General features: G+C 74.2%; 20 protein-coding genes. 9 read left to right on the top strand and 11 right to left on the bottom strand.

Features of this window, described 5'->3' with window-relative positions:
* Positions 1–3: 3 nt before the first annotated feature.
* The 3 genes from RIN80_RS12000 to RIN80_RS11990 all read right to left on the bottom strand — a co-directional run bounded on the left by RIN80_RS12000 (position 4) and on the right by RIN80_RS11990 (position 3115).
* Positions 4–582, bottom strand: a complete 579-nt coding sequence (locus tag RIN80_RS12000; RefSeq protein WP_309095546.1) for an isochorismatase family cysteine hydrolase — start codon at positions 580–582, stop codon at positions 4–6.
* A gap of 106 nt (positions 583–688) precedes the next feature.
* On the bottom strand, positions 689–1501 hold the full coding sequence (locus RIN80_RS11995; protein WP_309095545.1) for a PaaX family transcriptional regulator C-terminal domain-containing protein: 813 nt from the start codon (positions 1499–1501) through the stop codon (positions 689–691).
* A 15-nt stretch (positions 1502–1516) separates the two neighbouring features.
* Positions 1517–3115 (bottom strand): AMP-binding protein, encoded by a 1599-nt coding sequence (locus tag RIN80_RS11990; protein ID WP_309095544.1) that lies wholly within the window; start codon positions 3113–3115, stop codon positions 1517–1519.
* A 126-nt stretch (positions 3116–3241) separates the two neighbouring features.
* Between RIN80_RS11990 and RIN80_RS11985 the strand changes: the two genes are divergently transcribed.
* Together RIN80_RS11985 and RIN80_RS11980 are read left to right on the top strand one after the other, a co-directional pair.
* Entirely contained in the window at positions 3242–4369 is a 1128-nt protein-coding gene (locus RIN80_RS11985; RefSeq protein WP_309095543.1) for an acyl-CoA dehydrogenase family protein, read from the top strand.
* The gene (locus RIN80_RS11980; RefSeq protein WP_309095542.1) at positions 4366–4764 is read left to right on the top strand and encodes a RidA family protein; all 399 of its coding nucleotides are present in this window, start codon (positions 4366–4368) and stop codon (positions 4762–4764) included. The genes RIN80_RS11985 and RIN80_RS11980 overlap by 4 nt, the downstream gene beginning before the upstream one ends.
* A gap of 13 nt (positions 4765–4777) precedes the next feature.
* Here the strand turns inward: RIN80_RS11980 and RIN80_RS11975 are convergent, their stop codons facing one another.
* Positions 4778–4972 carry a DUF5999 family protein gene (locus RIN80_RS11975; RefSeq protein WP_309095541.1) on the bottom strand — a complete coding sequence of 65 codons (195 nt, stop codon included), beginning with the start codon at positions 4970–4972 and terminating at the stop codon, positions 4778–4780.
* Between the two features lie 246 nt (positions 4973–5218).
* Here RIN80_RS11975 and RIN80_RS11970 point away from each other — a divergent pair, with 246 nt between their 5' ends.
* The 6 genes from RIN80_RS11970 to RIN80_RS11945 all read left to right on the top strand — a co-directional run bounded on the left by RIN80_RS11970 (position 5219) and on the right by RIN80_RS11945 (position 10976).
* Positions 5219–5659 carry a DUF6299 family protein gene (locus RIN80_RS11970; RefSeq protein WP_309095540.1) on the top strand — a complete coding sequence of 147 codons (441 nt, stop codon included), beginning with the start codon at positions 5219–5221 and terminating at the stop codon, positions 5657–5659.
* Positions 5660–5834: 175 nt separating this feature from the next.
* On the top strand, positions 5835–7424 hold the full coding sequence (locus tag RIN80_RS11965; RefSeq protein WP_309095539.1) for an ABC transporter substrate-binding protein: 1590 nt from the start codon (positions 5835–5837) through the stop codon (positions 7422–7424).
* A gap of 20 nt (positions 7425–7444) precedes the next feature.
* The gene (locus tag RIN80_RS11960) at positions 7445–8413 is read left to right on the top strand and encodes an ABC transporter permease (protein ID WP_309095557.1); all 969 of its coding nucleotides are present in this window, start codon (positions 7445–7447) and stop codon (positions 8411–8413) included.
* Positions 8403–9302, top strand: a complete 900-nt coding sequence (locus RIN80_RS11955) for an ABC transporter permease (RefSeq protein WP_309095538.1) — start codon at positions 8403–8405, stop codon at positions 9300–9302. Before RIN80_RS11960 ends, RIN80_RS11955 begins: the two co-directional genes overlap by 11 nt.
* Before the next feature lie 98 nt (positions 9303–9400).
* Positions 9401–10330, top strand: coding sequence for an ABC transporter ATP-binding protein (locus RIN80_RS11950; RefSeq protein WP_309095556.1), 930 nt, complete (start codon positions 9401–9403; stop codon positions 10328–10330).
* The gene (locus tag RIN80_RS11945) at positions 10323–10976 is read left to right on the top strand and encodes an ATP-binding cassette domain-containing protein (RefSeq protein WP_309095537.1); all 654 of its coding nucleotides are present in this window, start codon (positions 10323–10325) and stop codon (positions 10974–10976) included. Before RIN80_RS11950 ends, RIN80_RS11945 begins: the two co-directional genes overlap by 8 nt.
* A gap of 29 nt (positions 10977–11005) precedes the next feature.
* Here RIN80_RS11945 and RIN80_RS11940 read toward each other — a convergent pair whose 3' ends face one another.
* From RIN80_RS11940 to RIN80_RS11915, 6 genes are all read right to left on the bottom strand, one after another.
* On the bottom strand, positions 11006–11305 hold the full coding sequence (locus RIN80_RS11940; RefSeq protein ID WP_309095536.1) for a hypothetical protein: 300 nt from the start codon (positions 11303–11305) through the stop codon (positions 11006–11008).
* 139 nt (positions 11306–11444) lie between these two features.
* Complete coding sequence (locus tag RIN80_RS11935; protein WP_309095535.1) at positions 11445–12209, bottom strand: class I SAM-dependent methyltransferase; 765 nt, start codon at positions 12207–12209, stop codon at positions 11445–11447.
* Positions 12210–12299: 90 nt separating this feature from the next.
* Positions 12300–13496, bottom strand: coding sequence for an aminotransferase class V-fold PLP-dependent enzyme (locus tag RIN80_RS11930; RefSeq protein ID WP_309095534.1), 1197 nt, complete (start codon positions 13494–13496; stop codon positions 12300–12302).
* A gap of 5 nt (positions 13497–13501) precedes the next feature.
* Positions 13502–14821, bottom strand: a complete 1320-nt coding sequence (locus RIN80_RS11925) for a pyridoxal-phosphate dependent enzyme (protein ID WP_309095533.1) — start codon at positions 14819–14821, stop codon at positions 13502–13504.
* A complete protein-coding gene (locus RIN80_RS11920) occupies positions 14818–16299 on the bottom strand; it encodes a Y4yA family PLP-dependent enzyme (protein WP_309095532.1) in 1482 nt (493 codons plus the stop codon). The genes RIN80_RS11925 and RIN80_RS11920 overlap by 4 nt, the downstream gene beginning before the upstream one ends.
* Before the next feature lie 269 nt (positions 16300–16568).
* Positions 16569–17117 carry a DUF488 domain-containing protein gene (locus tag RIN80_RS11915; RefSeq protein ID WP_309095531.1) on the bottom strand — a complete coding sequence of 183 codons (549 nt, stop codon included), beginning with the start codon at positions 17115–17117 and terminating at the stop codon, positions 16569–16571.
* A gap of 134 nt (positions 17118–17251) precedes the next feature.
* On the opposite strand from RIN80_RS11915, the gene RIN80_RS11910 reads away from it, so the two are divergent.
* Positions 17252–18307 carry a beta family protein gene (locus RIN80_RS11910; protein WP_309095530.1) on the top strand — a complete coding sequence of 352 codons (1056 nt, stop codon included), beginning with the start codon at positions 17252–17254 and terminating at the stop codon, positions 18305–18307.
* A 45-nt stretch (positions 18308–18352) separates the two neighbouring features.
* Here the strand turns inward: RIN80_RS11910 and RIN80_RS11905 are convergent.
* Positions 18353–22056, bottom strand: a 3704-nt coding sequence (locus RIN80_RS11905) for an AAA domain-containing protein (RefSeq protein ID WP_309095529.1), incomplete at its 5' end; no start/stop codon positions are given.

The raw sequence follows: 22056 nt of genomic DNA, 5'->3' as shown, positions 1-22056 counted from the left end.
TGCCTAGGCCGTGTGCGGGACGGATCGGGTGAAGTCCACTTCCTTGGCCGTGGTGATCCGGGCGCCCATGTTGCGCCGCATCATCTCCAGGGCGGCGTCGGCCAGGTGCGGGTGGATGGAGGCGACGGCGTCCTGGGGGACAGTGACCTCCAGGTGGCGGATGTGCGCGTCGAGAGCGGAGTAGAGGACGCACTGCTCGGTGACCTGGCCGGTCAGCACCACGTGCCCGACGCCCAGGCTCCGCAGGAGGTAGGCCAGGGGCGTCTCGAAGAAGACCGAATGGCGGGCCTTCACCACGAACAGCGACTCCTCGTCGGGCCGGATCGGCTCGATCAGACGGGCGTGCGGCCGGGCGAGCGCGGCGTCGACGAGCTCTCCGTGGTGCGAGCGCCACCGTCCGAAGTTGTCGTTGGCGTAGATGACCGGCACCTCCGCCGTGCGGGCCCGGTCGATCAGGTCCGCGATGACGGGCACGACCTGCTCGACGGACGGCACGAGCAGCTCGGCGTCCTCGTGGTCGTAGGTGTTGATCATGTCGACCACGATCAGAGCCGGCCGCGTCGGACCTTCCTGCCGTTCCATGGCCGTCTCCCGTGTGCTGCGTGTGGTGCGGATTGCGAAGCGTGCTGCCGAGTACCCGGGGGCGTGGCGGAGCTAACGGCGGCCACGGGACGACGCCACCGTGCCGTCACACCCCCACGAACCCCGCCCCCGCGTCCCGCAACCGCTCGTGCAGTCCCCGGAACACCGCCGACGAACGGACCCCCGGCCAGTCCTCCGGCAGGAGCGCGGCGGGCAGGCCCGGGTCCGTGTAGGGGAGGTGGCGCCAGGAGTCCAGGGCGAGGAGGTAGTCCCGGTAGGCGTCCTCGGGCGGGGTGTCCTCGCGCTTCCCCCAGTCGCGCAGGACGTGTTCGTGGCGGTCGAGGAACGCCTCGTGCTCCTTGGCGATGGCGGCCAGGTCCCACCAGCGGGCGACGGCGTCGGCGGTCGGGGCGAAGCCGAGGTGGTCGCCGCGGAAGAAGTCGACGTACGTGTCGAGCCGCAGCCGCGCGAGGGTGTGCCGGGTCTCCTCGTACAGCCGGGCGGGCGCGATCCACACGCCCGGGGCGGCCGTGCCGAAGCCGAGTCCGGACAGGCGGGAGCGCAGCACGTGCCGCTTCTGCCGCTCCGACTCCGGCACCGAGAACACCGCCAGCACCCAGCCCTCGTCCTCCGGCGGAGCCGTCGCGTAGATGCGCCGGTCGCCGTCGTCGAGCAACTGGCGTGCGTCCGGGGACAGTTCGTACCCCGCCGCGCCCTGGGCGGTGCGGGCGGGCACGAGCAGCCCGCGTCTTTTGAGCCGCGACACCGAGGAGCGCACGGACGGGGCGTCCACGCCGACCGCGGCCAGCAGCCGGATCAGTTCGGCTACGGGCACGGGGCCCGGGACGAAGCGTCCGTACGCGCCGTAGAGCGTGACGATGAGAGACCGTGGTGCATGCTGGTCGGACACGTTGATCATCTTAGGTCGTACGGATCAGTCCCGGCCGCCTTCCGTGCGCAGCCGGAACCGCTGGAGCTTGCCGGTGGCCGTGCGCGGCAGCGCGTCCAGGAAGACGATCCGGCGCGGGCACTTGTACGGGGCCAGTTCCTTCTTGACGAAGGCGCGCAGTGCCCCGGCGTCCCGGTCGGCGCCCTCCCTCAGCACGGCGAAGGCCACCACCACCTGGCCGCGTTCCTCGTCGGGCCGCCCGACGACCGCCGCCTCCACCACGTCCGGGTGGCGCAGCAGCGCGTCCTCGACCTCGGGGCCCGCGATGTTGTACCCGGCCGAGATGATCATGTCATCGGCGCGGGCGACGTACCGGAAGAAGCCGTCGGGATCGCGGACGTAGGTGTCGCCGGTGATGTTCCAGCCGTCGCGCACGTACCCGCGCTGCCGTGGGTCGGCGAGGTAGCGGCAGCCGACCGGTCCGCGCACGGCGAGCAGCCCGGGCTGCCCGTCGGGCACCGGCGCGCCGTCGGCGTCCTGCACGCGCGCCTGCCAGCCCGGCACGGGGACGCCCGTGGTGCCCGGGCGGATGTGCTCGTCGGCGGCGGAGATGAAGATGTGCAGCAGCTCGGTGGCGCCGATGCCGTTGATGAGGCGCAGGCCGGTGCGTTCGTGCCAGGCCTGCCAGGTGGCGGCGGGCAGGTTCTCGCCGGCCGAGACGCACCGGCGCAGGGACGACAGGTCGTGGCCGTCGAGCTCGCCGAGCATCGCGCGGTACGCCGTGGGGGCGGTGAACAGCACGGAGACCCGGTGCCGGGCGATGGCCGGCAGCAGCTGCCTCGGACCTGCCTGCTCCAGCAGCAGCGCGCTCGCCCCGGCCCGCAGCGGGAAGACGACCAGCCCGCCGAGGCCGAAGGTGAAGCCGAGCGGGGGACTGCCCGTGAAGACGTCGTCGGCGCGGGGCCGCAGGACGTGCCGGGAGAAGGTGTCGGCGATCGCCAGGACGTCCCGGTGGAAGTGCATGCAGCCCTTGGGGCGGCCGGTGGTGCCGGAGGTGAAGGCGATCAGCGCCACGTCGTCGGCCGCCGTCGGGGCGGCCTCGAACGGGGTCTCGGGCGCCGGGCGGTGGAGCAGGTCGTCGGGCGCGTCACCGCCGTAGGTCGTGATGCGCAGGCCGGGGATCTCGGCCTTGGCGAGGTCGTCGACGGAGCGGATGTCGCACAGCGCGTGCCGCACCCGGGCGATCTCGCACATCGTGCTCAGTTCGTGCGGGCGCTGCTGGGCGAGCACGGTGACCGCGACGGCCCCCGCCTTCAGCACCGCGAGCCAGCAGGCGGCGAGCCAGGGCGTGGTGGGTCCGCGCAGCAGCACCCGGTTGCCGGGGAGGACACCGAGTTCACCGGTGAGCAGGTGGGCCACGCGGTCGACCCGGGCCCGCAGATCGTCGTACGTCCACGGCTTGCCGGCGGGGGTGAGGAACGCGGGGCGGTCGCCGGGCTGGCCGGTCAGCAGTTCGGCGGCGCAGTTGAGCCGTTCGGGATAGCGCAGCTCCGGCAGGTCGAAGCGGAGCTCGGGCCATTGGTCGGGGGGTGGCAGATGGTCGCGCGCGAAGGTGTCGACGTGGGCCGTGCGCCGTGCATGCATACGGTTCGCCCCCTTGGCGTGGTGGGCTCGCCTCTGGAGCGTATCGTGTTGGTGACGACAGTCAACGGTTCGCGATAGCCTCGGAGTGGCCCGGCCGGACGCAGGGCGGCGGAGAAGGGACCGGCGATGACCGCATTCTCGCTCGAACCGGCACAACTCGCCTGGTGCGCCGAGCTGCGCGCCCTGGCCGCGGAGCGGCTGCGCCCCCTGGCCGAGAAGGGCGAGCCGGGCCGGGTGAACCGGGCCCTGGTCGCCGAACTGGGCCGACTGGGCCTGCTCGGGCGGCTGTTCGCCTCCGGCGCGCTCGACCTGTGCCTGATGCGCGAGTCCCTGGCCCGGGCCTGCACGGAGGCCGAGACGGCCCTGGCCCTGCAGGGTCTCGGCGCCCACCCGGTCCACGCGCACGGCACCGGGGCCCAACGGGCCCGCTGGCTGCCCGGGGTCACCGACGGCACGGCCGTCGCGGCCTTCGCCCTGAGCGAGCCGGGCGCGGGCTCGGACGCGGCGGCCCTGGAGCTGACCGCCCACCCCGACGGCACCGCCCGCTGGCGGCTCACCGGCGAGAAGTGCTGGATCTCCAACGCGCCGGAGGCGGACTTCTACACGGTCTTCGCGCGGACCACCCCGGGCGCCGGCGCCCGCGGGGTCACGGCGTTCCTCGTGCCCGCCGACCGCCCGGGGCTGACCGGACGCGGGCTCGACATGCTCGCTCCGCACCCCATCGGCGCGCTCGACTTCGACGGCGTACCGGTGACGTCCGACGACGTGCTGGGCGAGGTCGACCGCGGCTTCCCGGTCGCCATGGGCACGCTCAACCTGTTCCGGCCCAGCGTCGGCGCCTTCGCCGTCGGCATGGCTCAGGCGGCGCTCGACGCCACCCTCGCGCACACCGCCCGCCGCGAGGCCTTCGGCGGCACACTGCGCGACCTGCAGGCCGTCTCCCACCAGGTCGCGGAGATGGCCCTGCGCACGGAGGCGGCCCGGCTGATGGTCTACGCGGCGGCGACCGCGTACGACGAGGGTGCCCCGGACGTGCCCGGGCGCTCCGCCATGGCGAAACTGCTCGCCACCGAGACCGCGCAGTACGTCGTCGACACGGCCGTCCAGCTGCACGGCGCCCGGGCGCTGCGCCGCGGCCACCTGCTCGAACACCTCTACCGCGAGGTCCGCGCGCCCCGCGTGTACGAGGGCGCCAGCGAGGTCCAGCGCGGCATCATCGCCAAGGAGCTGTACGCCCGGCGGGAGGCCCGGTGAGCACCGAACGCGTCAACCCGCCCGGCCTGTCCCCGCCGGCCGGATTCTCCCACGCCGTCGTCGCCACCGGCTCCCGCGTGGTGTTCCTGGCGGGGCAGACCGCGCTGGACACCGACGGCAAGGTGGCCGGAGCGACCCTGCCCGAGCAGTTCGAGAAGGCCCTCGCCAACCTGCTGAGCGCCCTCGCGGCGGTCGGCGGCACCCCGGCCGACCTGGCCCGCGTCACCGTCTACGCCACGGACGTCGCCGCCTACCGCACCCACGCCCGGGAACTGGGCCGCCTGTGGCGGAAGCTGGCGGGCCGTGACTACCCGGCCATGGCAGTCGTCCAGGTGGTCCGGCTGTGGGACGAGGAGGCGCTGGTGGAACTGGACGGCTTCGCGGTCCTGCCCTGAGGCGACATTCCGGTCAGGCCGCGGCGGCCAGCTGCTCCACACCCACCCGGCGGGGCTCCACCACGCGTCCGTCCGGCAGCAGTTCGCCGGTGTCGTCGAAGACGATCGCCCCGTCGCACCGCAGGCTCCAGCCCTGCTCGGGGTGGGCGGCGACGACGTGCGCGGCGCGGGAGCCGGTCGCGGGGCACAGGGGCTGGTGGGCACACATGGCGCACCTCCACGTCGGTAGGGCCGTCCGAACGGTTCGGGCGACTCGTACGGACAGACCATCCTCCCGCCCCGGGCTCATCGGAACGGCGCGGCCGGAAGCGTGACACGTCCCGGACATTCCCCGGACCGTTCCACGACGCCCGGTGCCAACTCGCCACCGAAGGGGTGAGGGTCACCGGCGGCGGCCCGGAGGGCCGGTACGAGTGGAAGTACGACATTCCGCTCATTCCGGGAGGTTTCCCCCATGCGTGTGCGTTCTCTTCTCGGTGCGGCGGCCGGTGCCGCGCTGCTGGCGCTGACCGGCGCCGGCGCGGCCCCCGCCACCGCGTCCACCCTCGCCCCGTACGAGTCCGTGACCGTCGACGCGGTGGGCCGCGTCGCCGCCGACGGCACCGTCACCCTGTCCGGCACCTACCGCTGCGCGAGTTCCAGCGGTCCGGTCTTCGTCAGCTCCTCCGTGCGCCAGGGCCTCTCCACCACCCGCTACGGCGTCGGCGGCACCCGGGCCGTGTGCGACGGCATCGTGCACCGCTGGGTGAACTCGGGCCGGCCCGCGCCCGGCGTGCTCGTGCCCGGCGCGGCACACGTCGAGGCCACCCTGATGGAACTGCGCACCTTCAGCGGCCTGCCGCTGCCCACCTTCCACGCCGTCTCGGGCCAGGACATCACCCTGACCCAGGGCTGAGCCGGCAGGCGTACGGGCCGGTGGCGCACCCGGGGTCCGGGGTGCGCCACCGGCCCGCGCGTGCGTCCACGGCCTGGCTCTTCCGCACCGCGATGGTGCGCGACCACCCCCCTTGGCTGTTTAATTGCGAAGTCTTGGCAACAACCTGACTAGCGCAACAAGGGTGTGAGGTCACATGTCGACCCGTCGGATACGAGGGGCCGCCGTCACGGCGGCGCTGGCCGCGGCGGTCACCGCCTGCTCCGCGCCGAGCAGTGGCGGCTCGGACGACGGCACGTCCGCCGGATCCGTCGTCATCGGGGTGGCCTCCGAGCCGGACACCCTGAGCCCGCTGCTCGGCTACGGCAAGGACGGCAACTCCAAGGTCTTCGACGGGCTCCTCGCCCGCGACGCCGACCTGAAGCTGAAGCCCGCCCTGGCGGCCGCGCTGCCCGAGGTCACCGACGGCGGCCGCACGTACACCTTCACCCTGCGCGAGGGCGTCGAGTTCAGCGACGGCGAGCCGCTGACGGCCGCCGACGTCGTCTACACCTACCGGACCGTGCTCGACGCGAAGACGAACAACACCTTCAAGAGCGAGCTGGACGCCGTCAAGGAGGTCCGGGCCGAGGGCGACGACCGGGTCGTCTTCACCCTCAAGTACCCCTACGCCCCCTTCGCCGCCCGCACGGTCCTGCCCATCGTCCCCGAGCACCTCGCGGGCGGGCAGAACCCGAACACCGGCTCCTTCAACACCAAGCCGGTCGGTACGGGACCGTACGTCCTGTCGAAGTGGAGCAAGGGCGAGAAGCTCACCTTCAAGGCCAACCCCCGCTACTGGGGCGGCGCGCCGAAGGTGAAGAGCTTCACCATGGCGATCGTCGCCGACGACAACGTCCGCGCCACCCGCCTGCGCTCCGGCGACCTCGACGGCGCCGTCCTCCCGCCCAACCTCGCCGCCACCTTCAAGAACGACGACGGCAAGCGCACCTACCAGGCCCGCTCCTACGACTTCCGGGCCGTCACCCTCCCCACCGCGCACGAGGTCACCGGCGACCGCGCGATCCGCCGGGCCCTCGACGCCGCCGTCGACCGCGAGGCCATGGTCGACCGGATCCTGGACGGCGCGGGCCGCCCGGCCTACGGACCGCTGCCCGTCGACGACCCGGCGTTCAGCAAGTCCGTCGAACGCGCCCACGACCTCGGCAGGGCGAGGAAGATCCTGGACGAGGCCGGCTGGAAGCCCGGCGAGGGCGGCATCCGCGCCAAGGACGGCCGGCGGGCCTCCTTCACCCTGCTCTACCCCTCCGGCGACAAGGTCCGCCAGGACCACGCCCTCGCCTACGCCTCCGACGCCAAGAAGGCCGGCATCGACGTCCGGGTGGAGAGCGCCACCTGGGAGGTCATCGAGCCGCGCATGAGGGACACCGCCGTCCTCGCCGGCTTCGGCAGCACCGGCGACCCCGACTTCGGCCTGTACACCCTGCTGCACTCCTCCCTCGCCGGCGACGGCTTCAACAACATGGCCCGCTACGACAACCCGGCCGTGGACCGCGCCCTCGACAACGGCCGCCGCAGCCAGGACCCGGACGAGCGCCGGTCCGCCTACGACAAGGTGCAGCGCGCCCTGGTGCAGGACCCCGGCTACACCTTCCTCACCCACATCGACCACCTCTACGTGCTGGCCGACCGCTGGGACGGCCTGGGCACCCAACTGGAGCCGCACGAGCACGGCTTCGCCAGCGGCCCCTGGTGGAACATCGAGGACTGGCAGCCGAAGAAGTGAGCCGCGTGCCCTGGGGAGCCATGGCACGGCTGGCGGGGCGGCGGGCGCTGTTCGCCGTCCCCGTCCTGCTCGTCGTCACCTTCGGCGTGTTCGCCATCGCCGCCGCCTCCCCCTTCGACCCCGTCAAGGCCTACGCCGGCACCGCCGCGCTCGGCGCCGACCAGGAGACCCTGGACCGGCTGCGCGAGAACCTCGGCGTGGACCGGCCGTTCGCCGTCCGCTGGTGGGACTGGCTGACCTCGGCGCTCACCGGCGACCTCGGCCACTCCAGCGTGCTGCGGCAGCCGGTCGCCCAGGTGATCGGCGAACGCCTCGTGTGGTCCGCCCTGCTGTGCGCGGCCGCCTTCGCCGCCGCCGTGCTGGTGGGCACGGTCCTCGGTGTGCTCGCCGCCCGCCGCCCGGGCTCCGCCGTCGACCGGGCCGTGACCTCCCTCGCCTACACCCTGGAGGCGGCCCCGGTCTTCTGGATCGCGCTGCTCGCGATCTGGCTGTTCGCCCTGCAGTGGGACGTCCTGCCGGCCGGCGGCCTGACCGACACCGGCCGTGAACAGGTGACGTTCGGGCAGGTCACGAGCCACCTCGTACTGCCCGCCGGGGTCCTCGCGGTGTCCCAGCTGCCCTGGTTCACGCTGTACGTCCGCCAGGGCGTCGGCGACGCGCTGGCCGAGGACCCCGTGCGTGGCGCCCGCGCCCGCGGCCTGAGCGAACGCACCGTGCTGCTCGGGCACGCCCTGCGCTCCGGGCTGCTGCCGGTGCTCACGCTCATCGGCTCCCGCGTGCCCGAACTCATCACCGGCGCCCTGCTGGTGGAGAGCGTCTTCAGCTGGCCGGGCATCGCCGCCGCCACCGTCGAGGCCGCCACCGCCGTCGACTTCCCGCTGCTCGCCGGCCTGACGGCCCTGGCCACCGCCGCCGTGCTCGCCGGCAACCTGCTCGCCGACCTGCTCTACGGACTGTTCGACCCGAGGGTGAAGCTCAGTGACATGTGACGCACCGGCGCCCGCCGGCTCCCCGGCCGAGAGCGCGTGGCGGTCGTACGGGCCGAAGCGCCGCTCCACCCGCGCCCTGCGCGTGCGCACCTCCGCCGCGCTGGTGGCCGTGACCGTCCTCGCCGTACTGCTCGTGCCGCCGCTGGCCCAGCTCGACCAGCAGGCCGTCGACCTCGCCGCCAAGCTCCAACCACCCTCCTTGCAGCACCCGTTCGGCACCGACGACGTCGGCCGCGACCTGCTGCTGCGCTGCGTCTACGGACTGCGCGTGTCGCTGCTGGTCGGCGTGGCGGCGGCGGTGACGGCGACCGTCGTCGGCACCGCCGTGGGCGCGGCGGCCGGGGCGCTGGGCGGCTGGGCCGACCGCGCCCTGATGCGGGTGGTCGACACGTTCTCCTCCGTGCCGCACCTGCTGCTCGGCATCTTCATCGTCGCGATGTTCCGGCCCGGCGTGTGGCCGGTGGTGATCTCGGTCGCGCTCACCCACTGGCTGTCCACGGCCCGGATCGTGCGCGCCGAGGTGCTGTCGCTGCGGTCGCGGCCCTACATCGACGCGGCCGTCTCCGGCGGGGCCTCCCGGTGGCGGGTGGCCGTACGGCATCTGCTGCCGGCCGTGCTGCCGCAGGCCGCCCTGGCCGCCGTGCTGATGGTGCCGCACGCCATGTGGCACGAGTCGGCCCTGTCCTTCCTCGGCCTGGGCCTGCCCACGCACACGGCGAGCCTCGGCACCCTCATCCAGACGGCCCGCGGCTCCCTCCTCGCCGGCCAGTGGTGGCCGACCCTCTTCCCGGGCCTCTTCCTCATCGTCCCCACCCTGGCCATCGCGGGCCTCGCGGGCGCGTGGCGGGAGCGGCTCCATCCCCGTCACCGATCGGAGCTGATGCTGTGAGCACCTCAATCGGCCCCCAGCCGGCGGACACGGGAGCGGGCCCGGCCCCCCGGCGAGCCCCCGTGCTGTCCGTGCGTGACCTCTCCGTGCGGTTCCTCATGCCCGCCGGGCGGCACGTCGCGGCCGTCACCGGGGCCCGGTTCGACGTGGCGCCGGGGGAGTGCCTCGCCCTCATCGGGGAGAGCGGCTGCGGCAAGTCCGTGCTGGCCTCCGCGCTGCTCGGGCTGCTCCCCGGCAACGCGCAGACCGCCGGCTCGGCCCTGCTGGGCGACCTGGACCTGCTCACCGCGGGCGAGCGGACCCTCGCCCGCACGGTACGGGGCCGGCTCATCGGGCTCGTACCGCAGAGCCCGGCCGCCCACCTCACGCCCGTGCGCACCGTCCGTTCCCAGCTGGAGGAGACCGTCGCCGCCCTCACCGCCACCCGGGGCCGCGCCGCCCTGCGCGCCGCGGCGGAGGCGGCCGCCGAACGGGCCGCCTTCCCCGCCTCCCACCTCGACCGGTACCCGCACGAACTCTCCGGCGGCCTCGCCCAGCGCGCCGCCACCGCCCTCGCCCTGGTCGGCGACGCCCCCCTGCTCCTCGCCGACGAACCCACCACCGGACTCGACCGCGACCTGGTGGACCGTACGGTCGACGAACTGCGCCGGCACGTCGACGACCCGGGCGGGACGCGGGAGGGCGGACGGGCCCTGCTGATGATCACCCACGATCTGGCGGCGGCGGAGCGCATCGCGGACCGGGTCGCCGTCATGTACGCGGGGCGGATCGTCGAACTCGCCGACGCCACCGCCTTCTTCGGCGACCCCGGCCCCCGCCACCCCTACAGCCGCGGCCTCCTGCAGGCCCTGCCCGACCGCGCCTTCACTCCCGTCCCTGGCATGCCGCCCGAGCTGGGCGACCTCCCCGACGGCTGCGCCTTCGCCCCGCGCTGCACCCGCGCCGACGGCATCTGCACCAGCCAGGTGCCCCCGCCCGGACCGGTCGCCTGCCACCACCCGCACGTGCCGGAGGACGTCCGTGCTTGAACTGCGCTCCATCACCGCCGGATACACCAGGAAGACCCCCGTCGTCCGGGACGTCTCCCTCACCCTGGCCCCGGGCGAGTCCGTCGGGCTGCTCGGCCCGAGCGGCTGCGGCAAGTCCACCCTGGCCCGGGTCGCGGCCCTGCTGCACCGCCCCGACGCGGGCACCGTCCTGCTGGACGGCGCCCCCGTACGGCACTGGCGCCACCGCGCCCCGCGCGCCCAGCGCACCGCCTTCGGTGTGGTCTTCCAGCAGGCCAGGCTCTCCGCGGACCCCCGGCTGCCGCTCGCCGACCTGATCGCCGAACCCCTGCGCGCCACCGGCCGCGCCCGGGAGATCCCCGAGCGGATCGCCGAGCTGGCCCCTGCCGTCGGTCTCACGCCCGACCTGCTGACCAGGCGCCCGCACGAGGTCAGCGACGGCCAGCTGCAGCGCGCCTGCCTGGCCCGCGCCCTGGTGCTGCGCCCGCGCGTGCTGGTGTGCGACGAGATGACCGCCATGCTCGACGCGTCCACCGCCGCCGCCCTGGTCGCCGCCGTCGAGGACTACCGTGCCGGGACGGGCGCCGCCCTGCTGGCCGTCGGCCACGACCGCACGCTGCTTCAGCGCTGGTGCGACCGCACCGTCCACTGGGACGCCCTGTCCTAGGACCCTGGGACCCCCGGGCCCGGCTCGGGTCAGTGGTCGTCCCAGTGACCCTCGTGGGCGGCGTGGCGGTGCCCGTCGTGCACGTAGTCGGTGTGGTCGCCGTGCCGTACGGCCAGGTGGCCGCAGGTGTCGCCGTGCTGGTGGTCGTGGTTGTGGTGCACGGTGTGGCCGCCGGTGACGCACTCGTCGACGTGGTCCTCGTGCGTCCGGTGGACGTGGCCGTCGTGGGCGTAGTCCGTGTGGTCACCGTGGGGGAAGGCGACGTGGCCGCAGTCGTCGCCGTGGGCGTGTGGGTGGTCCGCGTGGGTGATGTGCTCGGCGGTGTTCATCGGGGCTCCTCGCGTGTGCTGGTGGCCGCCGGGGGACCGGCATGGCGGCATCGCCCTGGGGCGGCTCGTCTGCGTCCATGCTCCGGCGGCCCGCCGCCGCCCACCATCTGGCGGCAGCGCAGGGGTGAGCCCGGGCGGGTCAGCGGACGGCGACCACCACGCAGCTCTCGCCGTACTGCCAGACCGGCCCGGCCTGCCGGAAACCCGCCCGCCGGAGCAGGTCCAGGTGCACGGAGACGGGGAGTTCGGCGGGGCGGCCGGTGCCGGCGGGCTCCGCGCGGCGCCGGCGCTCGGCGAGCAGGTCGGCCAGCTCGGGGTCCTCCGCGACCGCGGCCCACCAGGAGCCCCAGTCCTCGTGCGCGAACACCCGCTGCCGCCCGGCCCGGCACCGCCCCACATGGGCGGCGATCCCGGCAGGGCCCGCCTCGTCCTGGGGGAGGTGGTCGCCGTTGACGAGGACGCCACCGGGGCGCAGCAGCGCGGCGAGCTGCCGGTAGGTGCGCAGCAGGGTGACGTGGTCGAGGTAGTGCAGGGCCGTGGTGGAGACGGCCGCGTCCAGCGGCCGGTCCAGCTCCAGGGCCTCGGTCCAGCCCGGTGCGCCGATCTCCGCGTCGACGTAGCGGGCGGCGTCCGGGTGGTGCGTCCGGCCCAGTTCCAGCAGGAGGGGGTCCCGGTCGACGGCCACGACCTCCGCCCGCGGCAGCCGCCGGACCAGCCGGGCCGCGAGCGAGCCCGGCCCGCAGCCCAGGTCGACCACGAGCGGCCGGCCCTCGTGCCCCGCCGTGATGTGCTCCACGACGTCGGCGATCACCGTGAACCGCTCCTCGCGGTCGACGGCGTACCGCTGCTGCTGGAGCTCCCAGCGCTCCACCCACCGCTCCGCCGTCGCCAGACTCAGCCCCATCCGGTCGTGCCACCTTGCCGTCTCGCACCTGACTCCTGCCGGAACGAGCCTACAGGTGGAAACGGTTCTCATTACGCCCAGTGGGGGCGGTCACTCGAGTGAGGCGAGAACGGACAGCAGCCGGTCGATCTCCTCCACGGTGTTGTACACATGCAGGCTCACCCGCACCGAACCGGTCTTCTCGCCCGCGTCGCCCTGGCAGTGGTGATCCGAGCGCACCATGAAGCCGTGGCTGAAGAGGATGAAACCCAGGTCACCCGAGTCGATGGCCCGGTGCCGCAGGGAGACGATGCCCAGGCGCCGCTGCACGGGCGAGTCGGCGGCCAGGCTCAGCGGACAGCCGAGGACCTCGTAGGCGTCGAGCCGGCGCAGCCCGTCGGTGAGCCGGGACGCCAGGTCGGCGGTCCAGCGCTCGATCCGGTCCACACCGGCCGCGTCCAGCCAGTCGAGGGCCGCTTCGAGCGAGGCGATGCCCACCGTGTTCGGGGTGCCGCTCCACCCGCCGGGCACGAACGCCGGCCCGCGCGCCTGCCGCGCCCACACCGCACCCGAGCCGGGCAGGGCCAGCGCCTTGTGCCCGGAGAAGACGACGAAGTCGACGTCCAACTCGGCCACCGACACCGGCAGGTGCCCCACGCTCTGCGCCGCGTCCAGGCAGATCACCGCGTCCGGGCCGACCGCCCGGCGGATGCGCTGCACGTTCATGTCGCCGCCGTAGACATGGTGCACGTGCGTCGTGGCGACGAACCGGGTGCGCGGCCCGGCCCGTTCGGCCAGCGCCCGGTGGTCGTAGTCCCCGGAGCCGCTCTGGTACGGCATCGGCACCACCCGCACCCGCACGCCCTCCCGCGCGAGCTGCCGCTGCGCCTCCAGCCACGGCACGATGTTGGCCTGGTGGTCGGCTTCGGGTACGACGATCTCGTCGCCGTCGCGCAGGAATCCGGGCAGCCAGTCGCGGGCGATCGTGCGCAGCCCCTCGGTCGTGCCGCCGGTGAAGTGCACGACCGAGCCGCCGGTCCCGGGATCGCCCAGGAACCGCGCGACGCGCTCCCGGGTCCGCTCGACCAGCTCCGTGGTCCGGTTGGCCCAGGTGTACGTGCCGCGCGCGGAGTTGGCGTTGGACGTCGTGAGGTAGGTCTGCACGGCGTCCAGGACGGCCTGCGGCTTCTGCGCCGTGGCCGCGCTGTCCAGGTACGCGAGTTCCGGATGCCCGGTGACGATGGGGAACCGGGCGCGCAGCTCCCGCTGCCACGCGCCGAGGTCCTGGCCTGCGGTCGGTGTCGTCATGCCCGTCAGTCCCGCACCAGGGGCGCGCCCGCGTCCCGCCAGGCGATGATGCCGCCCGCCAGACTGCGCACGTCCGGGTGGCCCATCCGGGTCAGCAGCGCCGCGTACCGGGCGGACTGCTCACCGACCGGACACGCCAGCAGCACCGGCCGGCTCCGGCTGAACGGCAGCCCGCCCCGGACGAGTTCGGCGAACAGCTCGTCCACGATGTTGACCGAACCGTCGATGTGCAGCGCCGCGTACGCGTACGGGCTGCGCAGATCGACCACGAGCGGCTCCTCGGCCTCGATCCAGCGCCGGGCCTCGGCCACCGTCACCGACGGCGCCGCGCCGACCTCCGCCTCCGACAGGTCGGCCGGCGAGTTCTTCCGCGGCGGCCGGCCCAGCAGGTCCGGCCGCCGCTGCCGGACGTAGCTCAGATAGCTCTCCACCCGGTCGCAGACGATGAACACCGCCGTGCGCCGCTCCTCCGACTCCTCGTCCAGGGCGCGCAGATGACGGACCGCGCCGAAGTACGCGGCCCCACCGGTCGGCCCGCCCAGGATGCCGCAGCGGCGGTTCAGCGTGAGCATCCCCTCGATCGCCTCGTCGGCGGTCACCGACGCCATCGTGTCGTACGTGTCCGGGTCGAACAGGCCGACCTCCTGCACCTCGTCGAGGGTGCGGATCCCGGGGATGAAGTCGGACTTGGCCGCCACCAGCCCGACCACCCGCACCGACGGGTCCTGCTCGCGCAGCGCGCGGGCCACGCCCGTGGAGGAGCCGGCCGTGCCGACGCAGGCGACGAACCAGTCCGGGACCCGGCCGTCCAGGTCCTTCACGATCTCCGGGCCCGTGCCGGTCAGATGGGCCTCGGTGTTGCGCGGGTTGAAGTACTGGTCGGTGTGCAGGTAGGCGCCGCCGGACGCCGACAGGGTGCGGTGGAAGAGGGTCAGCGGATCGTCCGTCGCCGTCGGGTCCAGGCACTCGCTCTGGCCCGGCAGCTCCTCGATCTCCGCGCCGAGCAGCAGCAGGAGGTCCTTGATCTCCGGGATGCGCATCCGGTTGGTGACGCTCTTGAAGCCCAGGCCGTGCATGCCCGCGACGACCGCCAGCGCCTTCGCCGTGTTGCCGCTGGACAACTCCACGACCTGGCTGCCCCGGCCGACCGCCTCGTCCAGCAGGGGGCGCGCCATGTTCCAGGCGGCCCGGTCCTTGACCGAGCCGAACGGGTTGAGCATCTCCAGCTTGGCGTACAGGTCGATGTGGCGCAGGCCGTGCACGGCCGGGTCGATCCGCACCAGCGGGGTGTTGCCTATCGCCTCCGTGATGCTGTCGTACCTCACTGGACTCCCCCCGAGGGCGTGATCGGCCAGAACTGGTCGTCGAGGCACCACCGCCAGGCGTCGCCGTCCTGCCATGCGGCGACCTTGCGGGCGGCGGGCTGCTGCTGGGCGCGGGTGGCGTGGAAGTCCATGGCGTAGCCCGCGGTGTTGGCGAAGGCCAGCAGGTCGCCTGGGGCCGGGCGGCGCGGCAGGAACACCGTGCGCCGGGTGATCAGGTCGGTCTCCAGGCACAGGCTGCCGAAGAGGTGCACGGCGACGGGCCCCTCGCCCTGAGCCGCACCGCTCCGGGGAACGACGACCGGGTCCATCAGCACGCCGTGGTCCTCCAGGGCGATGTCGTCCGCCTTCGCGGCCAGCCGCACGAGCAGGGCGCCGTCGGAGCCCTGCGTCCGCACCTCCAGCACCTTCGCGAGCGTCAGCCCGCACTGGTCAAGCAGCGCCCGGCCGGGCTCGGTGTACAGGTCGTACAGGTGCTCCAGCAGCAGCGCGGCCAGCGGGCGGCCGCCCAGGGACGGGGCGGGCTGGGCCAGCAGGTCGTCCAGGTAGGCGGGGCCCGCCACGGACCGGTGCGCGGGGTACAGGCCGAGCGCGCCGCGCAGGGTGCCCGACTCCTCGCGCAGCCCGTAACCGTGCCCGCCCCAGGTCAGAGGGGGACGACGGCCCATCACCGCCGCGGTGAGCTCGCTCGTGTACGTCTCCCACTGCTCCCGCTCGGCGAGGTAGCTGACGCCGAACCCGCCGCCCACGTCCACGGCCCGGGGCCGCAGCCCCCGGCTCCGGCACGCCTCCAGAACCGCCAGGCACCCCTCGAGAGCGGCCGCCTTCTCCGCCACGCTCGTGGTGTCCAGATGGAAGGCCACCCCGGTCGCCTCGACCGCGTCGCCGTGCCGCTCGACCGCCTCCAGCAGCTCCTCCGCCTGCGCCACGGGCGTGCCGAACCGGCTGCGCCGGCTCAGCACGCGCACGCCCGCCGTCTCGAAGCCCGACAGCCGCAGCAGGACCCGGACCCGGTCCAGCGCGTGCTTGCGCACCAGCGCGGCGAGCTGGTCCAGCTCTGCGGGCCCGTCCACGCCGACCGTGACGCCCGTACGGGCCGCGAGCCACAGGAACTCCGGGTTCTTCGGCCCCGTGGCCGTGATCCGGCCCGGGGCGAAACCGGCGCCCAGCGCGTGCTGCAACTCCTCCAGCGACGCGACGTCCACGCCCGCGTCCGTGGCGGCGAGGCGGCGCAGCAGGGCGCTGGACCGGTTGGCCTTGTGGGCGTAGAAGATCTGCCCGCCCAGGTGGTGCGCGCGGTACACGGACCGGAACCGCTCCACGTTCTCCGCGATCTGGTCGGGCACCACGACGTGCAGCGGCGAGCCGAGCGCGTCCGTGAGCGAGTGCAAGGTCCCGGCCGCGGCCATGAGCGACCTCAGCCGCGGCCCGAGCCGGGGTTCGAGATACAGCGGTTCGAGATACAAGGGCCGGCCGCCCATGCGCGCTCCCTCCCCTGAAGCCGCTGCGCCCGGCATCCGGGCACGTCGGACACTCCCCGCGTGTCGCCGTATGACCCATATCCATTCTTCGGTCGCTTTACGCCCTGTAAGGCCGGGGCCTGGCCTGTGGCTGGTGTGAAGCGGATCACGGCGACCGGGGGCGGCGCGCGCCGGGCGCCCGGTACGCGCCCCCCGGCCGGCCACCGGGCCGGGCGTCTGAACGCGAGGCACGCCCCGGCCGTGATCGCCGCCCTCGGCGATGCCCTGCCTCAGCCGCCCTCCGCCTCTCCCTCACAGCCGTCGTACACCAGGAGCCCGTCGTCACGCAGCCGCACGCCGGGCGTCGGCGTGTGGGGGGTGAGGCGCCCGTCGGGCATGAGGTGATGGACCGGTACGCCACGGGCGAGCACCGCGAAGTCGGCGATCAGCCGACGGTGACACCGCCACCAGACCGCCTCGCTGCACATCACGGCCGTACGGATCTCCGCGGCCTCGCGCAGCAGGCGGTCCATCGCGGCGACGAACTCCGGGGAGCGGGTGTGGGCGGCGTACCCGCGGAAGGACTTGTTGCGCCAGACGACGTCCGGGCTGTCCGCGGGCAAGGGCCGGAACCCGCCGAGAGCGGGCTCCCACCGATACCCGACACCACTGTCCGGCAGCCACACACCGAGCCGCTCCCGCAGCAGGTCGGGATCCCGGCGACTGCCGGGAGCGATCCGTACGTCCACGACGGCCGTGACTCCGGCCTCCCGCAACAGCCCGGCGATCCGCTCCCGCCCGGCGGTGCTGTGGCCGAAGGTCACAAGTGGTGCGTCCACAGGGGCGGACTATCCCGATTCGACCGGTACACACATCGGCCACGCGGGCCGGAATCGCCCTCTTTCCACTGCTCCGAGACGAACGGACCCTGGCGGGAAGGGATCCGCACGGACGGTGTCGAGGGGGAGCCGCGATGTCCGGACCGCACTATGTTCCCGTTCTGCCGACGAGGCCGCACGCCGCCGGGGCCCTCCAGCGGCTCCGGCCGGACGTCCGGGCCGCGATCAGGCCGCTGTGGAACCTGCCGCCATTGCCCGGGGCGCCGCCGGAGACGCTGGGTACGGTGGTCGGCACGTACGTCGGCCGGGTGAGCGCGGTGAGCCGTCACGGCGGATGGATCGACGCTCCCTTCGGCGAGGCCGCCCAGACCGCCGCTCTCGCCGAAGCGCTGGCCGTCTACTGCGAGTGGGGACGGTTGCGACCCGTCACCGGGCCGGAGCGGACCGCTCAGCAGCAGGCGGCGGCCGTGGAGACGGCCCGGCGGTGCCATCGGGGTCTGGGTGTGCGGGTGCGGGTCTCGGGGGAGTGGGACGACCGCCTCGGGGTGAGCGTCAGAAGCCTGCTGGCGCTGACCGGTCCAAAGGTGCCGTTGGATCTGCTGCTCGACATGGGGGCGGTCCTCGACGACCGGCCCGGCGCGGGCAAGGAGGCGCTGCGCGCCCTCGACGCGCTGATGCCCCTGGCGGTCTGGCGAAGCGCCGCCCTGCTCGGAGGCGGCATTCCGCAGGTCACCGCCGACAAGCTGGAGGAGGGATCGTGCGAGGCGTCGCGGGCGGAGTGGCGCATGTGGCACGAGGTGCGCGCGACGGGCAGGGCGTACACCCCGCTGCTCGGCTACGGCGACTACGGGGTTCAGCCTCCCGGCGCCCTCGCACAGGCCCCGGCGCCCGGGAGGAAGGGCGGCCCGCCCTGGGGTGTGCTCCGCTACACGACCGACACCGCGTACCTCTTCGCCAAGACACTCACCCGGGGCCCCGACCGGATCGCCGTCAACCGCGCAGCGGCCCGCCGGATCACCGAACTGCCCGAGTTCCGGGGAGCGGGAGCCGGGCAGGGCGAAGAGTGGCTGAGCGACTGCGCGGACGGCCCGCTCACGAGCAGTGAGGGTGTGGGCGGGCCCACGGAGTGGCTGAGGGCGGGAAACCTCCAGCACATGACGTACGTCGTACAAAGCCTGTCCGACGGTTGAGCGGGCCGTCGGCCGGGTTCCGAGGAGCCTGGCCCTGCACGCGGCTCAGTCGAACAGCGGTGCCAGCGCGGTCTTGCCCGACACGATCCGCCAGGCGGGCACCCGCACCGTCCGGCTCACCGGGCAGGCTTTGGCGCCCTGGCCCCCGGAGGGCAGTCCGGTGAGCAGGTCGCCTCGCGCGTGAAGGAGCCGAAGGTGCCGCGCGGGGTCCGCGCCGGGCCCCGGTCCGGGGTCGATGAGCACCGCCGTGTTCTCCCCGGCGTCGGTGAACAGCAGGTCCACCGGGTGTCCGCCCACCAGCACGGCCCGCTCCAGATCGGTGATGCCCCGTTCGGTCAGGTACCGCTGCAGGCGGTCGGTGAGGTCCTCGCGGGCCCCGGTCACCGGGCCGGGCATGCCGGCTTCGGCCGGAGCGCCGTCGTCGCCCGCTCCCAGCGGGGCCGAGCGCGTGGCGAGGAGGGCCGGCAGACCGCTCTGCTCCTGCCAGAACGCGAGGCCGCCGACGGTGATCAGCTGCGACTTGGCCCGGGTGACCGCCACGTTCCACAGGTTGACCTGGCTCGCGACCCAGTGCGTGGTCCGGGGCGGGGTGTTGGGCGCCGCCACCGGACTGAGCACCATCACGTCGCGCTGTCCGCCCTGGAAGGTGTGGACGGTGCCGACCCGGACCCGGTCGTCGTCCCGCCACATCCGGGCCAGCGCCTCCTTCTGCGCCCGGAACGGCGTGACCACTCCCACCGTCGCGTCCGGCGGAAGCCCCGCCAGCAGTCCGTCGACCACGCGGCGCACGGCCTCCGCCTCCGCCGCGTTGCGCCAGGACCGCCCGTCGCCGCCGCGCGCCGATCCGCCGGAAGGCACGTCCACCCAGCCGAGCACCGGTGCCGGGTCGGCCGCTCCCACCGGGTCGTGCGCCGGTACCTGCCGCCGCACGTCGGTCAGCACCCGCAGCCGGCCGCCGTAGCAGTGGCCGTTGACGACGTCCGCGATCCGCGGGTGGCAGCGGTAGTGCTCGTCGAGGAGCAGCGCGCCCGCACCGTGCTGTTCGGCCGCGTGGTACGAGGAGTGCACGTGGTAGGTGAGGCGGTGGTGCTCCAGTTGGGCCGCGCTCAGCCCGGCCCGCGTCCGTGCCTGCCGCTCCTGCTGCGGTGACACGCCGGGGATGTGCCCGAGCTGCATGGGGTCACCGATGATCAGTGCCCGCCGGGCCCGGAAGAGCAGCGGCAGCACCGAGGGGATGGAGCACTGGCTGGCCTCGTCGATGACGACGAGGTCGAACAGCTTCGGGGCGAGTTCCAGCTGCCGCACCGAGTGGGTGCTGATGGCCCATCCCCTGATGTGGGCCATCAGGTTCTTCTGGCTGCGCTGGTAGCCGGAGCGGCGGCGCAGCGCCTGGAGCCGCTGGTTCATGAGTCCGGTCGCCCGGCCGAGGGCCTCGGCGGACAGGGCGCGGGACAGTTCCGCCGACAGGCCGGTCAGTGCCTGAGCCGTCGCCAGCCGGGACGCCTTGAGTCCGTCCTCGTCCCATTCCCCGTGCGCGCGGACGAGTTCCCGCACCTCCCGCTCCACGGACACGACCTCGGCCAGCGACTCCAGCAGTTCGGGCGGCACCGGTCGTCCCGTGGCCCAGGCCGGCCACGCCGGTCCGGACCCCTCGGACTGCCCCGCCCCCGCCGCGACCAGCGCGGCGAGCGCCCGCCCGCGCCGCCACGCCCCGAGCTGCCACCAGCGGGCCGCGGCCGTCTTCCGTGCCCGATCCGCCCACCGGTCCAGCGGGGCCGGGCCGTCCGGGTCCGCCGCCCAGGCCCCTTCGAGGAGGGGCAGGGGCAGCTCCAGGGCGGCGGCGCGCTCCTCCCGGTCACGGAGGAGTTCCAGCAGCCGCGTCTCCTCACCGACGCGGCGAGCCGCTTCTGCCCGCAACCGGTCGGCCGCTCCCCGGGTGTTGCGCAGCTCGCCGCCCACGGTGGCCGATCCGCGCCGCGGCGCTCCGGCCGGTTCGGCGAGCAGCCGTTCCAGCTTGGCCGCCTCCCGCTCCAGCGCCTCCGCGTTGCCCGTGCGCATCAGCAGGCCGGGCGCGATGTCGTCGCAGCGCTCGGCGACGACGTTCACGGCCTCGTTGTTCGTGGAGGCGACCAACACCGACTGACCGGCGGCGACACAGGTGGTGACGACCGCCGTGACGACCTCGCTCTTGCCCGTGCCGGGCGGCCCGGTCGCCACCGTCAGCGGCCGGGTCATCGCCGAGAACACCACCTCCTCCTGGCTCTCGTTGCACGGCCCCGGGGCGACGGGGGTCACCGCGTCCGCCGGTGCCGGGGCCGTCTCCGGCGCCTGTCGTGCCCCGCCGTCCAGCAGCGCGCCCAGAGCGGTGCCCGGGATCTGCGCGGTCCGCGTGGAAATCTCCAGCAGGTTGTCCACCAGCGCCTGGGTGGCCATGGCCTCCGCACCCGAGGGCACCAGCAGCACGGCCGCGTTGTGCGCGCCGGGCCGCAGTGCCTGCATGACCGTGCGGTCGCTGAGCGCGGACGGGTCCAGCGGTTCGAGTTCCGGCAGGCCCAGCTCCTCCAGCAGCTCCCGCACGGCACGCAGCATCTGGGCGTCGTTGCCCTCCTGCCAGGCCGGCTGCCAGCGGGCGACCAGGTCGGCGGCGTCGCCCGCGTCGAGGAGTTCCGAGACGACGCCGCTGTGCAGGGACGGCACACCGCTGGGCCGGAGCACGTCCCGGCCGTCCTCGTCCGGCGCCAGCTCCATCTGCTGGACGAGCAGCGGCGCCAGATCCACCGTCGCGCGCCGCCCCCGGCCGCCGTCCCGCAAGGGCAGCGTGATCGCCGGATAGCCGTACCAGTACTCCTGCCGCGTCCCCGTCCCGCTGTCCGACCCGGTCCGCCCGTCCTGGGGCCGGGGCAGCGATCCGGGGGCGACGATGTGCGGTCCGCGGCCCGACTGGACGGTCTCCTCGCCCTGGGCCAGCAGGAAGTACTTCGTGTTCCGGCCGGCGTCCCGGTCCGGCCGCATCCCGGCCGCCGCCTGCGCGGTGAGGCAGTCCGCGTAGTACCGCAGCAGCCGCTGCGGGTCGACGCCGTCCCGTTCGTCCGCCTCGGCCGCCTCCCGCGCCTTCAGCAGCGCGGGGGAGCGCCGGGCGGCCCCGGTGGCGTCGTGGGGCAGCACGGGAAGCCGCACGGGGCGTGCCACCGACCGGGCGAAGGGCAGACTCCGGGTGGCCCTGATCGTGGACTTGGTGGGCCGCTGCTCCTCCGGCACCCCGTCGCGGGTCATCTGCGCGGTCAGGTAGTCGAAGAGGTCGTCCGGGGTGATCCAGCCGCCGTCCTTGATCCGGCCGCTGCGCAGGCCTTCGACGATCTCCCCGGTGAACCGGGAGGTGCCGAGGTCCGACCCCTGCGGCGCCATCGCGGAGGCCGCCTGGAGGGCGTCGGACGCGGTGATGAAGTACACGCCGGTCGGCCGCAGCAGGGTGCTCGGCGCGGGCCGCTCCGGCTGTCCCGCAGGGCCCTTGGCGGTCCAGCCCTGGACGACGGAACCGCTGGAGCAACAGTCCAGCAGGACCAGCTTGGAGGCGGCCCGGCAGGACTGGAGCATCCGCTCCAGGAACTCCGCCGGTACGGCTGTGCCCGGCAGGTCGGTGGGGTCGGTGTCCCGGGTCAGGAAGTACAGCTGGCCGTCCTGCTCGCAGTACTCGCCGTGTCCGCTGAAGTAGAGCAGCGCGGTCTCGCTGGCCTGCCGGGCCTCCAGGA

Source organism: Streptomyces sp., from assembly GCF_031181705.1.
Classification (GTDB): domain Bacteria; phylum Actinomycetota; class Actinomycetes; order Streptomycetales; family Streptomycetaceae; genus Streptomyces.
This window is presented reverse-complemented; position numbering and strand designations above follow the sequence as displayed.

What these genes read in the sequence shown, in the direction of transcription:
- RIN80_RS12000 (WP_309095546.1), bottom strand. Translation starts at nt 582, where the DNA reads ATGGAACGGCAGGAAGGTCCGACGCGGCCGGCTCTGATCGTGGTCGAC.
- RIN80_RS11995 (WP_309095545.1), bottom strand. Translation starts at nt 1,501, where the DNA reads ATGATCAACGTGTCCGACCAGCATGCACCACGGTCTCTCATCGTCACG.
- RIN80_RS11990 (WP_309095544.1), bottom strand. Translation starts at nt 3,115, where the DNA reads ATGCATGCACGGCGCACGGCCCACGTCGACACCTTCGCGCGCGACCAT.
- RIN80_RS11985 (WP_309095543.1), top strand. Translation starts at nt 3,242, where the DNA reads ATGACCGCATTCTCGCTCGAACCGGCACAACTCGCCTGGTGCGCCGAG.
- RIN80_RS11975 (WP_309095541.1), bottom strand. Translation starts at nt 4,972, where the DNA reads ATGTGTGCCCACCAGCCCCTGTGCCCCGCGACCGGCTCCCGCGCCGCG.
- RIN80_RS11970 (WP_309095540.1), top strand. Translation starts at nt 5,219, where the DNA reads ATGCGTGTGCGTTCTCTTCTCGGTGCGGCGGCCGGTGCCGCGCTGCTG.
- RIN80_RS11965 (WP_309095539.1), top strand. Translation starts at nt 5,835, where the DNA reads ATGTCGACCCGTCGGATACGAGGGGCCGCCGTCACGGCGGCGCTGGCC.
- RIN80_RS11960 (WP_309095557.1), top strand. Translation starts at nt 7,445, where the DNA reads ATGGCACGGCTGGCGGGGCGGCGGGCGCTGTTCGCCGTCCCCGTCCTG.
- RIN80_RS11950 (WP_309095556.1), top strand. Translation starts at nt 9,401, where the DNA reads ATGCCCGCCGGGCGGCACGTCGCGGCCGTCACCGGGGCCCGGTTCGAC.
- RIN80_RS11940 (WP_309095536.1), bottom strand. Translation starts at nt 11,305, where the DNA reads ATGAACACCGCCGAGCACATCACCCACGCGGACCACCCACACGCCCAC.
- RIN80_RS11935 (WP_309095535.1), bottom strand. Translation starts at nt 12,209, where the DNA reads ATGGGGCTGAGTCTGGCGACGGCGGAGCGGTGGGTGGAGCGCTGGGAG.
- RIN80_RS11930 (WP_309095534.1), bottom strand. Translation starts at nt 13,496, where the DNA reads ATGACGACACCGACCGCAGGCCAGGACCTCGGCGCGTGGCAGCGGGAG.
- RIN80_RS11920 (WP_309095532.1), bottom strand. Translation starts at nt 16,299, where the DNA reads ATGGGCGGCCGGCCCTTGTATCTCGAACCGCTGTATCTCGAACCCCGG.
- RIN80_RS11910 (WP_309095530.1), top strand. Translation starts at nt 17,252, where the DNA reads ATGTCCGGACCGCACTATGTTCCCGTTCTGCCGACGAGGCCGCACGCC.